15 protein-coding genes and 1 pseudogene are annotated in these 13,432 nt (G+C 55.2%); 3 read left to right on the top strand and 13 right to left on the bottom strand.

Features of this window, described 5'->3' with window-relative positions:
• Positions 1-6: 6 nt before the first annotated feature.
• Entirely contained in the window at positions 7-930 is a 924-nt protein-coding gene (locus tag DI14_RS08205) for a bZIP transcription factor (protein WP_034807382.1), read from the bottom strand.
• A gap of 3 nt (positions 931-933) precedes the next feature.
• Positions 934-2,187 (bottom strand): serine hydroxymethyltransferase, encoded by a 1,254-nt coding sequence (gene glyA / locus DI14_RS08210; RefSeq protein WP_034807384.1) that lies wholly within the window; start codon positions 2,185-2,187, stop codon positions 934-936.
• A gap of 129 nt (positions 2,188-2,316) precedes the next feature.
• Here glyA and DI14_RS08215 point away from each other — a divergent pair, with 129 nt between their 5' ends.
• On the top strand, positions 2,317-3,102 hold the full coding sequence (locus DI14_RS08215; protein ID WP_034807386.1) for an alpha/beta hydrolase: 786 nt from the start codon (positions 2,317-2,319) through the stop codon (positions 3,100-3,102).
• Between the two features lie 36 nt (positions 3,103-3,138).
• On the opposite strand, the gene DI14_RS08220 is transcribed toward DI14_RS08215, so the two are convergent.
• The 9 genes and pseudogenes from DI14_RS08220 to rho all read right to left on the bottom strand — a co-directional run bounded on the left by DI14_RS08220 (position 3,139) and on the right by rho (position 10,059).
• A complete protein-coding gene (locus DI14_RS08220; protein ID WP_081825863.1) occupies positions 3,139-3,672 on the bottom strand; it encodes a TIGR01440 family protein in 534 nt (177 codons plus the stop codon).
• A 5-nt stretch (positions 3,673-3,677) separates the two neighbouring features.
• Positions 3,678-4,118, bottom strand: a complete 441-nt coding sequence (gene rpiB / locus DI14_RS15520; protein WP_034807422.1) for a ribose 5-phosphate isomerase B — start codon at positions 4,116-4,118, stop codon at positions 3,678-3,680.
• Between the two features lie 90 nt (positions 4,119-4,208).
• Positions 4,209-4,622, bottom strand: a pseudogene (locus tag DI14_RS15625) (low molecular weight protein arginine phosphatase); the annotation flags it as partial.
• Positions 4,623-4,644: 22 nt separating this feature from the next.
• Entirely contained in the window at positions 4,645-5,655 is a 1,011-nt protein-coding gene (locus DI14_RS08235) for an L-threonylcarbamoyladenylate synthase (protein WP_034807389.1), read from the bottom strand.
• Entirely contained in the window at positions 5,627-6,493 is an 867-nt protein-coding gene (gene prmC / locus DI14_RS08240; protein WP_034807427.1) for a peptide chain release factor N(5)-glutamine methyltransferase, read from the bottom strand. Before prmC ends, DI14_RS08235 begins: the two co-directional genes overlap by 29 nt.
• Entirely contained in the window at positions 6,493-7,563 is a 1,071-nt protein-coding gene (prfA, locus tag DI14_RS08245) for a peptide chain release factor 1 (RefSeq protein WP_034807429.1), read from the bottom strand. The genes prmC and prfA overlap by 1 nt, the downstream gene beginning before the upstream one ends.
• 81 nt (positions 7,564-7,644) lie before the next feature.
• The gene (locus tag DI14_RS08250; RefSeq protein ID WP_034807391.1) at positions 7,645-8,256 is read right to left on the bottom strand and encodes a thymidine kinase; all 612 of its coding nucleotides are present in this window, start codon (positions 8,254-8,256) and stop codon (positions 7,645-7,647) included.
• 137 nt (positions 8,257-8,393) lie between these two features.
• Complete coding sequence (locus tag DI14_RS08255; RefSeq protein ID WP_021066109.1) at positions 8,394-8,636, bottom strand: type B 50S ribosomal protein L31; 243 nt, start codon at positions 8,634-8,636, stop codon at positions 8,394-8,396.
• A gap of 82 nt (positions 8,637-8,718) precedes the next feature.
• Complete coding sequence (gene rho / locus DI14_RS08260; protein WP_034807392.1) at positions 8,719-10,059, bottom strand: transcription termination factor Rho; 1,341 nt, start codon at positions 10,057-10,059, stop codon at positions 8,719-8,721.
• Between the two features lie 376 nt (positions 10,060-10,435).
• On the opposite strand from rho, the gene DI14_RS08265 reads away from it, so the two are divergent.
• Both DI14_RS08265 and DI14_RS08270 read left to right on the top strand, forming a co-directional pair.
• Entirely contained in the window at positions 10,436-11,134 is a 699-nt protein-coding gene (locus DI14_RS08265; RefSeq protein WP_034807393.1) for a C40 family peptidase, read from the top strand.
• 121 nt (positions 11,135-11,255) lie between these two features.
• The gene (locus DI14_RS08270; RefSeq protein WP_034807394.1) at positions 11,256-11,654 is read left to right on the top strand and encodes a hypothetical protein; all 399 of its coding nucleotides are present in this window, start codon (positions 11,256-11,258) and stop codon (positions 11,652-11,654) included.
• A gap of 9 nt (positions 11,655-11,663) precedes the next feature.
• On the opposite strand, the gene DI14_RS08275 is transcribed toward DI14_RS08270, so the two are convergent.
• Positions 11,664-12,434 carry an ABC transporter permease gene (locus DI14_RS08275; RefSeq protein ID WP_034807395.1) on the bottom strand — a complete coding sequence of 257 codons (771 nt, stop codon included), beginning with the start codon at positions 12,432-12,434 and terminating at the stop codon, positions 11,664-11,666.
• Positions 12,424-13,350 carry a daunorubicin resistance protein DrrA family ABC transporter ATP-binding protein gene (locus DI14_RS08280; RefSeq protein WP_034807397.1) on the bottom strand — a complete coding sequence of 309 codons (927 nt, stop codon included), beginning with the start codon at positions 13,348-13,350 and terminating at the stop codon, positions 12,424-12,426. The genes DI14_RS08275 and DI14_RS08280 overlap by 11 nt, the downstream gene beginning before the upstream one ends.
• Positions 13,351-13,432 lie beyond the last annotated feature (82 nt).

Consider the following 13,432-nt stretch of genomic DNA (forward strand, 5'->3'; position numbering starts at 1 on the left):
ACAACCTCAGTCTCCGGCAAGGACCGACTCAGCGATCGGTGCCCAATACGTCCCTTCCATCGCCGCGACTTCGGCGAGCGTCTCCCGGTAAGCCGCATCCCCGGCCTTACGCTCGGCAATCCCTTTCATCCATAAGACGTCCGCCTTGTACCCGGAATCGGGATACGTTTCGACATAGGCGGCATAGTCGGCAATCTCCGCTTGATTCAGCTTATTGTCGACGAGTAGGCGATAAAATCCGACCGCCTGCTCTTGTCCGGCTTTCGGCTCCCCGACGAGCAACGCGTCCGCTTCCTCGTAGCGCTTATCCGAGACGAGCGACTCGATCTCTGTGAGCGGGATGACGGCCGGTGGTTCCGTAACAGGTTCCGGTGTTGCCTCTTCCGCCTGCAGCGCCTCGTTCTCTTGTTCGAGACGGGCCACTTCCTGTTCAAGTTCTTCGAGCCGCTCCGCGAGCGCCTCGTCTTCCGTGATCGTATCAACCGTCGGCTCGTTCACGGTCGGGACGGGTGCCGGTTCGTCGGGCCAGAACGCCAAGGCGACAAGGGCGAGCACGATCGCAGCCGGTAACCCGAGCCATCTTTTCTCCCATTTAAAGGCATGCCGCCAGTCCGACAAGTCAGCATGGTTCATGACGGCCGGCGTGAACGAACGAAAGCGGCGCTTGGCCGCCTTCTTTCCGTTCGCTTTCACTTCGAGCGCGAGTCCGAGTCGATGGAACGCAGCCGGCACTTTCATCCCGAGAAGCGGCACAATCCGTTCGCTCGCCTCACTGAAATAACCGTGGTCGAGCAGCGTCGTGATGACACCGAATTCATTCGCCACAAGCCGAAACGTCAGGTCGTGCTCGCCTTTCCTGGCGAGCCATTCCGTCATGTCGAGGAGCGGCAGTGTCGCGAGTTCTCGGTCTGCGAGTGTCCGTGCGTCCATGCGTCAGCCTCGTTCCGGGTAGAGCGGGAACTTCGCCGTCAAACGACGTACTTCTTCATGTGCTGTCGCGAGCACCGCTTCATCTTCATGATTCGTCAATACTTGCCCAATCAACCGGGCGACTTCACGCATATCGTCTTCTTTGAAGCCACGCGTCGTCATCGCCGCCGTGCCGAGACGGATCCCGCTCGTGACGAACGGTGATGCCGGATCGAATGGGATCGTGTTTTTATTCACCGTGATGCCGGCCGCGTCGAGCGCATGCTCGGCCGCTTTCCCGGTGATGTCGATGCCGCGGAGGTCGACGAGGAGAAGGTGGTTGTCCGTGCCGCCTGATACGATGCGGAGCCCCTCTTCTTCTAACCCTTTCGCGAGCGCTTGTGCATTTTTGATGACTTGTGCTTGATAGTCTTTGAATTCAGGTTGTAGCGCTTCACCGAACGCTACCGCTTTCGCTGCGATCACATGCATGAGCGGACCGCCTTGAATGCCTGGGAAAATCGACTTGTCGATTGCCTTGGCGAACTCTTCTTTACAAAGAATCATCCCCCCACGTGGACCACGGAGTGTCTTGTGCGTCGTCGTCGTGACGAAGTGCGCGTGCTCGACCGGGTTCGGATGAAGGCCGGCCGCGACGAGTCCAGCGATGTGGGCCATGTCGACCATGAGATACGCACCGACGCTGTCGGCGATCTCACGGAACTTGGCGAAATCAATCGTCCGCGGGTATGCCGAGGCACCAGCGACGATGAGTTTCGGTTGATGTTCTTTCGCGAGGGCTGCGACGACGTCATAGTCGATGTGTTCTGTCTCTTTGTCCACACCGTACTCGACGAAGTTGTATTGAACGCCTGAGAAGTTGACCGGACTTCCGTGCGTCAAATGACCGCCGTGCGACAAGTTCATCCCGAGCACTGTGTCGCCTGCTTCAAGGATTGTGAAGTAGACGGCCATGTTCGCCTGCGCGCCCGAGTGCGGCTGGACGTTCGCATGTTCGGCACCGAATAGCTGTTTTGCGCGGTCGCGGGCCATGTTTTCGGCCACATCGACGAACTCACAACCACCGTAGTAACGACGGCCCGGATAGCCTTCCGCGTACTTGTTCGTCAATACGCCACCTTGCGCTTCCATGACTGCTTCTGAGACAAAGTTCTCCGAGGCAATGAGTTCGATGTTCTCCCGTTGGCGATCGAGCTCGTGTTGCATCGCTTCAAACAATTCCGCATCCTGCACTTTCAACTTCGTCGTGTTTACCATGTTGAAACCCCCTCTGAATGTCTAAAAATCAACACCCCCATCGTAACATAAGCTTCTTTTTTTGGGTATCGTCTAATCATGGCATAAGTCGGGTATTATACTGAAGAAGACGATCAGAGGAGGATGTTTATGATTGAGACGAAACAAATCACGATTACCCCGTTCGATCGCGAACGGACCGTTCGGATTTACACGCCGGCCGACTACGAGATGTCGGACAAGCGCTATCCGGTGCTTTATATGCATGACGGACAGAACGTGTTCGCTGACGAGGATGCGAGCTATAAGATGAGTTGGCGTGCCGGTGAATATTTAGACGCCTCGAAACGAGACATTATCATCGTCGGCATCGACTCGGCTCCCGGCGAGACGCGGCTCGATGAGTACGGACCGTGGGAGAACCCGTACATCGGCGAGAGCTTGCTCGGTCAAGACGTGACGCTCGGCGGTCAAGGCTCAGCTTATATCGAATATATCGCCCAAGAGTTGAAGCCGATGATCGATGCGAACTATCGGACGAAGCCGGACGAAACGGCGATGATGGGCAGCTCGATGGGGGGCTTAATCTCGATTTACGCCGCTTGCGTCTATCCTGACACCTTCAAGCGTGTCGCTTCGTTGTCCTCAGCGTTCTGGTTCAATCAGACGGAACTCGAGCAGTTGATTGAAGCGAGCGATTTGAAAGGCGTTGAACGGCTTTACATGGACGTCGGCCGTAAAGAAGTCGAACAGCCGACGGCGGACGGGCCGACGAACGAGATGTATCTCGAGTCGAGCGAACGTGTCTACGCCCTGCTCCGCGATAAGGTGGAGCATATTCGCTTCGAGGTCATCGAAGAAGGCGTGCACAACGAAATCGCCTGGCGCGAGCGGTTCCCGATGGTCGTGTCGTACTTGTTCAGCGAGGACGTATAACGCAAACGAAGCCGGTCCATGACGGACCGGCTTCGTTTATTTGGCTGGATAGTGCGCCCGCGGGCCACCAATCAGTTTCGGCCGGGTGATGGCGAACGTGACGTATGCCTCACCGAGCTGTTTTGCCGACAAGCGGACGGGAATCGCGACCGGCTTCAAGTGCATACCAATCAACGTCGAGCCGATGTCGATGCCGGCGTCCGCTTGAATCGTTTCGACGACGCACGGCGCGTCCAAACGTTCATACGCCTTCTCGGCCATCGCGCCCCCGGCCGCCCGAATCGGGACGACGGTCACTTCCGTCAACCCGAACTGTTTTAACGTCCGACGTTCGACGGTGAGGGCACGGTTAATGTGTTCACACCCTTGGAAGGCGAGGTGGACGCCGGTTTTGTCCCGAAACGTTTGGAACGCCTCGATGAATTCCGAGGCGACATCCATCGACCCGGCCTTCCCGATCGTCTTGCCGAGCACTTCACTCGTCGAACAACCGATGACGAGAATCTTTTCCTCATCTAACGGAAACCGTTCATGCAACTCCGTCAATAAGTGCAAAAGCTCCGTCTTCATCGTCGTCACTTCGATTCGTACGCACTCATCTTGTCGACACGGTTCGAGTGGCGACCGCCCTCGAAACTCGTGTCGAGCCACGTCTCAACCAAATCCAAAGCAAGGCCTGGTCCGACGACCCGTTCACCGAGCGTCATGATGTTCGAGTCGTTATGTTGACGTGTCGCCTTCGCGCTGAACGAGTCATGGACGAGCGCGGCACGAATCCCTTTCACTTTATTGGCCGCAATGCCAATTCCAATCCCTGTGCCACAAATCAAAATCCCACGGTCGAACTCACCTGCCGCGACCGCTTCCGCGACCGGGATAGCGACGTCTGGATAGTCGATCGACTCGGCTGAGTGCGTCCCGAAGTCTTTATACTCATGTCCCAATTCCTCGAGTAATCCGACGATGTCCTTTTTTAAATTGAATCCGCCGTGATCGGCGCCGATTGCGATTTTCATTCGTTCATTCCCCCGTTTTTTTGGTAAGCGTCTCGGTGGTTTCGTCACCTTTGACCCATCATTCGTCAATTTTAGCACAAGTCGATTGACGAGTGGTTCGAGTTCGTTTCGGACTTGGCGATAGACGTTCATCGACCCTCCGAATGGGTCGTTGATGTCTCGTTCGAGTCCGGTCACGAATTCGTAGAGCGTGTACGTGCGGTCGGCGAGCTCCGGGTGCATGTCTCGAATCTGTTCACGGTGCGCGCGTGTCATCGTCAAGATGACATCGGCCCAACGGCCGAGCACATCGTCAAACGTCTGTGTCACATGGTCGAGTTCAATCCCACGTTCCCGCAACACTTGCAGGGCGTTCTCCGAGGCATCGAACCCTTGCATCGTCCGAAGTCCGGCCGAGCGGATATCAAATTCGTCACCTGTTACTTTCGAGCGAAGCAATGCCATCGCCATCGGGCTGCGGCATGTATTTCCGCTACATATGAATAATACGCGTTTCATTGACATCGCGTGATCCTCCTCTATGTCCTTAGGCCTCTTCGTGTGACCGAACGACTTTCCCGCCCGCCGCTTTATAGAGGCGGTTGTAGACGGCAAGCGCGACTCCCGTCGGCTCAATCCGGTTCACGTAAATCTCTTCCACATCGGTCTCATCAAATTTTCGTAACGCCTCATACAGCCGTTGTGCCGCCGTCTCCATCGAACGACCAAGCGAGAGTGTGACGTCGGCTGGGGTCGGCTCTTCATCGAACACGAGCGCGCCGACGCGTTTGCCGGCTTCCTTACGTGCCGTGACGATTTGGACGAGGTCGTCGCGTCCCCCGTCGACGAGATAAAGTGGTGCGCTCGGGGCGTAATGCGTGTACTTCATCCCCGGCGAGCGCGGTGTCGCGGTCTCGTCGTTCAAGTTGGCATCGAGGTTGACCGGACCGATTACGGCCTCAATTGCTTCTTTCGTCACGCCGCCGGGACGTAAAATCGTCGCCGGTTCTGTCGTGCAGTCGATTACAGTCGACTCGACACCGATGCCTGTCGGTCCCCCATCCATAATACCCGCGATACGACCGGATAAATCATCGGCCACGTGCTTCGCAGACGTCGGAGACGGCCGGCCAGACCGGTTCGCGCTCGGTGCCGCCAGACCGAGGCCAGACGAGCGAATCAAATCGAGCGCGGCGTCATGGTCCGGCATCCGAAGCCCGATTGAATCGAGTCCCGCTGTCACGAGCGAAGACGCCCGACCGTTTGACGGTAAGATAATCGTTAAGGCACCGGGCCAAAACGCTTCCATCAAGCGCTTCGCGACCGGCGGGATGGTTTGCGCGAAATGTCCGGCCTGTTCGACTGATGCGACGTGAACGATGAGCGGGTTGTCTGCCGGTCTGCCTTTCGCCTCAAAAATCTTGCGAATCGCGACATCGTTCGTCGCATCTCCGGCGAGACCATACACTGTCTCCGTCGGCATGGCAATCACCTCACCCGCCTTCAAGAGCTCCACCCCAATCTTCACTTCAGTCGGTTTGATCCATTTCGTTTCCATACGCAATCCCTTCCCTCACGGCGTAGACGATTCGGTCTTTACCGTTTATATCTTTTAAAATACCCGTTTCTGCTTCAGGATAACGTTCGGATAGGTACGTTTTCACAACTTGTCCTTGGTTACACCCGATTTCAAACGCGATTAACTGCCAATCGGCACGCATGACCCGTTTCGAGTCCTCGATAATCGTTCGATAAAAGTCGAGCCCGTCCACCCCGCCGAACAAAGCGAGGTGTGGCTCGAAGCCCGCGACGGTCTCGTCGAGCAGTTCGTCCGCCTCGATATAGGGCGGATTCGAGACGGGCACCCGAATCGACGCATCGGCGATCGGAGTGAGACAGTCCCCTTCATGGAAGACGACGTCAGCTCCGAGCGCTTCGGCGTTTCGCTTCGCCACAGCGATGGCTTCCCGGGAAATATCGACCGTTTGGACGCGTTTTCCGAGCTCGAGGCTAAGCGTGATGGCAATTGCACCCGAGCCCGTCCCGACATCGACCGTCTCGTCATCTGCGACGGCGCCGACATGGGACACGACCCACTCAATCAGCTCTTCTGTCTCCGGCCGCGGAATCAAGACGTCACGATTCACTTCAAACACCCGTCCGTAAAACGGTGCCTGCCCAATCAGATGCTGGACGGGTTCACCGTCGAGAAGGCGTGCCATACCGTCCGTAAAAGCTTTCGCCTCGACAGTTGAAAGTTCATCCGACAGTCGAATCAACAACCCCGTCCGGTCGACGTCAAGGACGTGCATCAGCCACCATTCCGCCATCGAGGCGTCACGGCCGGCTTCAGCCAGTGTGCGCTCTGCTGTTTTCAACGCGGCGGCGATTCGCATCATTCCGCATCCTCCATCAAGCGAGCCTGTTCGTCCATGACGAGCGCGTCGATGATGTCGTCGAGTTCACCGGCGAGCACGCGATCGAGCTTTTGAAGCGTGAGTCCGATACGATGGTCGGTCACGCGGCTCTGCGGGAAATTGTATGTCCGGATTCGCTCTGAACGATCACCCGTCCCGACGGCCGACTTCCGCTGGGCCGACAATTCTTCCATGTGTTCACTCTGCATCTTGTCGTAGAGGCGGGCCCGGAGTACTTTGAGCGCTTTGTCTTTATTTTTATGTTGCGACTTCTCGTCTTGGCACGAGACGACGAGCCCCGACGGGATGTGCGTCAAGCGTACGGCCGACTGGGTCGTGTTGACCGACTGCCCGCCCGGTCCGGATGATGTGAACGTGTCGACACGGACATCTTTCATGTCGATGTGGACTTCGACGTCCTCGGCTTCCGGCAATACGGCGACGGTCGCCGTCGACGTATGAATCCGCCCGCCCGATTCGGTCGACGGGACACGCTGGACACGATGGGCCCCGTTCTCGAATTTCAGCTTCGAGTAGGCCCCGTTCCCGTTGATGAGGAACGTCACTTCTTTGAAACCGCCGAGCTCCGTATAGTTGGCGTCGATTAACTCGACTTTCCAATTTTGCCGTTCGGCGAAACGCGTATACATCTTATAAAGATCACCCGCGAACAGCGCCGCCTCGTCCCCTCCGGCAGCCCCGCGAATCTCGACGATGACGTTCTTGTCGTCGTTCGGGTCTTTCGGTAGGAGCAAGACGCGGAGCTTCGCCTCGAGCGCTTTCACTTCCGGCTCGAGGAGCGACATCTCTTCTTTCGCGAGCTCGCGCATGTCGCTATCGAGCGTACGGTCTTCGAGCATCTGTTTCGCTTCTTTATACGCCGCGCTCGTCTCTTTATAGTGACGGTACGCCTGCACCGTCTCTTCGAGCTGGGACTGCTCTTTCGAATATTGGCGTAACTTATTTGAGTCGCTGAGCACTTCTGGGTCAGCGAGCATCTCATTCAATTGCATGTAGCGTTCTTCTAATACACTTAAACGGTCAAACATGATGATCCGTCCTTTCTCCGTCAAATCGAACTGTCTTCATTATAGCAAAAAACGAACCGCCGAGGCGGTCCGCTTTGGTCATCAATCGGCCACCGTATGGCGGACCGGACGTGGTTTGTTCGGGACGTCGTGACAATGACGGCACCGGGGTTCGTAAGACTCGGCCGCACCGACCAAGATGACCGGGTCCTCATAGCGGGCCGGCTCTCCGTCAATCAAGCGTTGCGTCCGCGACGCCGGGGCGCCGCAAGACAGACAGATGGCCTGGAGCTTCGTCACGAACTCGGCACGTGCGAGCAGTTCCGGCATCATCGTGAACGGTTCACCACGGAAGTCCATGTCGAGACCGGCGCAGATGACACGTTTGTCTTCTGACGCCAACTGCTCGATCACGTCGACGATGCCCTCGTCAAAGAACTGGACCTCATCGATGGCGATGACTTGCGTCTCTTCACGCACCGCATCGTATAAGTCCTGGCTCGAGTGGACCGGGACGGCCACGACCGAGTTGCCGCTATGCGAGACGACGTTCTCTTCATGATACCGGTCGTCGATACCCGGTTTGAACACTTGTACCGGGATTTTGCCGTAATGGGCCCGGCGGACACGACGAATCAACTCCTCCGATTTCCCAGAAAACATACTCCCACAAATCACTTCGATCCAACCGTATCGGTTCGTCACATGCATCATTTTTCTTCGCCCTCTCCATCGATAATCGCTTCCCGATTATACCCATCTTTTCCGTCAAGAAAAAGGGTTGACTTCTCTCTATAAAAAATAAAAACCGCCAAGGGCAATCCCTAGGCGGTGTGCATACAAGTTGACGATTAACGTTGGTACTTCTTGTTGAAGCGCTCGATACGACCGTCCGCAGATGCGAATTTCTGGCGACCTGTGTAGAACGGGTGCGAGTCAGAAGATACATCGACACGGATGAGTGGGTATTCGTTACCATCTTCCATCGTGATTGTCTCGTTAGAGTAACGAGTCGAACCAGAGATGAATTTGAACTCAGTCGTCGAGTCCATGAATACGACTTTACGGTATTCTGGGTGGATTCCTTGTTTCATTGCTTTTCAACTCCTTCGGCCCTAAGTATTCTTTCAACCTAGAGAAAGTTCACTAGAATATAATAGCACCCGGCCCACAGATTTACAAGTCAGTTTTTGTTTTTTTCACCGTTCGGCGACTCTTTTTCTTGTCGGCCTCGAGTGCCGCGAAAAAGTCGACGTTCGTCTTCGTCTCGCGGACGCGGCGCAAGAACTGTTCGAGGAAGTCCGGCGACTCGTTCATCGTGCGGCGAATCGTCCAGAGCATGTCGAGCTCGTCCTTGCCGAGTAAGAGCTCTTCTTTCCGCGTTCCCGAGCGACGGATATCAATCGCCGGGAAGATGCGGCGTTCCGAGAGTTTCCGGTCGAGGTGGAGCTCCATGTTGCCAGTTCCTTTGAATTCTTCATAGATGACGTCATCCATGCGCGATCCCGTATCGACGAGCGCCGTCCCGAGAATCGTCAAGCTGCCCCCGTCCTCGATGTTACGCGCCGCGCCGAAGAACTTCTTCGGTTTATGGAACGCCGCCGGGTCAATCCCCCCAGAGAGCGTGCGACCGCTCGGCGGTACCGACAAATTGTACGCACGCGTCAGACGCGTAATCGAGTCGAGCAAGATGACGACGTCTTTCTTGTGCTCGACGAGGCGCATCGCACGTTCGAGAACGAGTTCCGAGATGCGGGCGTGGTTCTCCGGTGTCTCGTCGAACGTCGAGTAAGCGACGTCCGCCCCAGGCACCGATCGTTGGATATCCGTCACTTCTTCCGGCCGTTCGTCAATCAACAGGATAATCAGTTCGACGTCCAGATGGTTCGTCGTGATCGAGTTCGCAATCTCTTTCAATAACGATGTCTTCCCTGCTTTGGGCGGGGCAACGATTAAGCCACGTTGTCCGAAACCGACCGGCGCGATCATATCCATGACGCGGACCGACAGATGGTTCGGCTCCGTCTCAAGCACCATCTGCTTCTCAGGATAAATCGGAGTCAAGGCCGGGAAGTAGTCGCGATTCCGTGTCGACTCCGTCGTCTCCCCGTTGACGGCCTCGACGCTGAGGAGCCCCTGGAAACGCTCGTTCTCTTTCGGCTTGCGGACTTTCCCCGTGACGAGGTCGCCGTTTCGGAGGTTGAAGCGACGAATTTGTGAAGCGGCGATGTAGATGTCTTCAGAAGATTGAGAATAGTTGATTGGGCGGAGAAACCCGAAGCCTCCGTCATTTTGTGACTGTGGGTTCGGCGGGATAATCTCAAGGATGCCTTCGAGGAAGTAGAGGTCCTTCGATTCGGCCTGCGACTTTAAGATGCGGAACATGAGCTCACGCTTGCGTGCCTCGCGATATTGGGGCACGTTCACTTCTTTCGCGATTTCATATAATTCTTTTAACGTCTTCGTCTCAAGTTCACGAAGCGTATAATTTTTAGCTGGTTCGGTCTGTTGACTCATGCAAGTCACCTGTCTTTCATATTTCTATATTTGAAAAATATTTGTAAAGTTCTCATTCATCTAATCACAATTTTTCATTGACGTCACTTGTTAAAAACGGCTTTATGACAGTCTATTCCCCTGATGTTCAAAAGAAAACGGACATTTTTGTTTCTATGTAACAAATAAGTCTTTATCGTCGCATATTGTTTCAAATATGTTACAAGAAAACTGTTTTTTGACTTGTGATTGAAAAATGCCATCGGTCTTGCGCATGATATAGTTTATTTGCACAGGAAACTGGGTAATGCTCGCAACTTGTGCTCTACTATCGTCATCACACATCGACCATATACAATCACAGGGTTTTATTTTAGAAAACGGAGGGAATCAGATTATGTTAAAGCGTTTCGCATCTATCATCGTCGCTGCCACTCTCGCGTTCTCGGGTCTCGCCTTCACAACGAGCGAACAAGCTGAAGCTTCCACTGGAACATTCGCTTACTCGAAAGTGAACGGTTTGAACATCCGTACATCGGCGTCACTCAACTCATCAGTCGTAGCTAAGATGGATAAAGGCCAACGTTATACATACCTTGGTAAAGTCGGTTCTTTCTACAAGATCAACTACAAAGGGACGCACCGTTACATCTCAGCTTCATCAACGTACACGTATTTGCAAGCTCGTACAGCTACAACGGTAACGACGGCGTCAACGTCAACAGCTTCAAGCGCACGTTCGAAACTCGTTGCTGAATCGAAAAAGTACCTTGGCGTACCGTACCGCTTCGGTGGCACGACGACAGCTGGATTTGACTGCTCAGGTTACACGCGCCATGTCTACAAGAAAGCAATCAACAAGACGATTCCACGTGACTCACGCTCGCAATACGCAAACTCGAAAAAAGTTTCGAAGTCAGCGATTCAAGCTGGGGACCTCGTGTTCTTCTCACACAACGGAAGCACGATTCAACACGTCGGAATGGCACTCAGCAAAACACGAATGATCAACTCTGAAACAGGCGGCGTTAAATACGCGAGCTTCACATCAGGCTACTGGGCACCACGTTATGTCGGTGCAGGATCGTACCTCTAATTTAAAACCTGTAACGACTCGGTTCATCGGAACCGAGTCGTTTTTTCATGTCGTTCTGTTCATTTTCCGTTCATCTTTCTGTTGTATACTGGACAACATCTTGAAACAAGGAGTGATTCATATGTTAGAAAGAACGTGGAGTCTGCGTCTCATCCGCCTCGCCGCTGTGTTCGGCGTTATCGGGACGGCAATCGGGTCGCACATGTCAGGGGCCGGCAGTTACGCCTTCCGTCCCATCCATGCCCATATTTTGCTCGCCGGTTGGCTATCCGTCTTCGCCTGGGGCGTGTTCTATCGCCTGTATCGCGTCAAGCGCCCTGTGCTCGTCAGCATTCACGGCTGGACGGCCGTCATCGGCTCAATCGGATTGACGAGCGGGATGTGGCTGTACGCGATGAATCCGTTCGAGTGGAACGAGACGTTCACGATGGTCTATTTCATCATCGGTGGAACGTTCTCGCTCATCAGCTTCATCTTATTTTTAGTCGTGACCTTTATGATTGATGACGAGCCGGCATGAGCCGGCTTGTCATTTTTGTTTGAGTGCGCCCCGCGCGTTCGTCGCCGCGAACACGATCATGATGACGCTCATTGTCCCCGCGACGGCGAGTCCGGCCGACAGCGCCCCCCAGTCGATCGTCGGCTGGGTCAAGACGGCGCGCATCCCTTCAAAAATGTATGTCGTCGGATTAAATGTCGCGGCCACTTTGAGCCACTCCGCTTCAATCAGTTCTTTCGGTACAAACGTCGTCGACAAGAAGATGAGCGGGAAAAAGAGGAGTGTCCCCGCCTGCGCGGCTTGCGCATTTCTTGTTTTCAAGGCGACACCGACCGAATAGCCGGCGAACCCGAGACCGAACCCGATGGCGAGCAACACCGTGAACAAGAAGCCAGGCAGACCGACCGGAATGTTCAAGCCGAGCAAGAACGCCACCGCAAAGATAAGAAGCGTCTGAACGAGCAGTTGTAACATTCCGGCGATCATCGGGCCAAGCACGATGGCCGTCCGTGTCGCCGGCGTCAAGAGGAGCCTTGCGAAATACCCGCTCTCGATATCGCGGACGAGCGCCTGACCGGTCCCACCAGCACCGCCGACCGCACCTGAGACGATGGAGACAGGTAGAATGAAGTTCAAATAGGCGCTCCCTTCGAACTGAGGCAACGAGGCGACACTCGACAATCCGCTCGTATACACTAGTAGGAAGAAGACCGAGATAATCAAGTTCGGGATAAATGAAAATGGATTGCGAATCGTCGTCAATAAACTCCGCTTCGTGAACAGCCACGTCTCAGTCCACATTCGGCACCCCTCCTTCATACGATTCCCCTGTCACCTTCAAGAATACGTCGTCGAGCGACGGTTGTTTGACGGTCAACCGTTCGGGCTGGATCATACGTTCATCGAGCCGCCGCACGACATCCGTCAACGTGAGCGCCTCGAGCTCGAACGAGACATGTAGACCAGACGCCGTCTTCTCGAAGGCAGACGCCGCTTCTGATGCTTCTCGCTCGGTATGGAACGTCATCGCGATCGTCTCTCCGCCGACGAGCCGTTTCAACTCTTCCGCCGTCCCGGCACTGACGATTTTCCCGTGGTTGATGATGGCGATGCGGTCAGCGAGCTCATCGGCCTCTTCTAGATACTGGGTCGTCAAAAAGATGGTCGTCCCGAACTGTTCGTTCAACCGTCTCACCTCGTTCCAAATCTCGATTCGGCTCGCCGGGTCGAGCCCGGTCGTCGGTTCGTCCAAAAATAAGACTGTCGGGCGATGAACGAGCGTGAGCGCCAAATCGAGGCGGCGGCGCATCCCGCCTGAATACGTCCCGCTGCGCCGGTCGGCCGCATCCGTCAACGAGACGACCCGGAGCAACTCCTCGGCCCGCGCCTCCGCTTCTTGTTTCGTCATCTTGAAGAGACGACCTTGCAGAACGAGCAGTTCGCGACCGGTCAAGTCTTTGTCGATGCCCGTCTCTTGGAGCGCCACCCCGATGGACAGCCGCACGTCCTTCTCTTGTTTGACGATGTCAAAACCGTTCACGCGTGCCGTACCCGATGTCGGCCGGACGAGCGTCGTCAACATTTGCACCGTCGTCGATTTGCCGGCCCCGTTCGGACCGAGAAAGGCGAACACTTCCCCTTCCGCCACCGAGAACGAGACGCCGTCGACGGCCGGGACGTCATCGTACGACTTGACGAGCGATTCCACTTCAATCATGCTTCCCACCTCCTGCTTGTTTATTCCCGTTCTTTTCATATTTAACTATGTGACGACACATCAAAAAAAGCTGCAGACATTG

The organism is Exiguobacterium sp. AB2 (assembly GCF_000696055.1).
Lineage (GTDB): Bacteria > Bacillota > Bacilli > Exiguobacteriales > Exiguobacteriaceae > Exiguobacterium > Exiguobacterium alkaliphilum.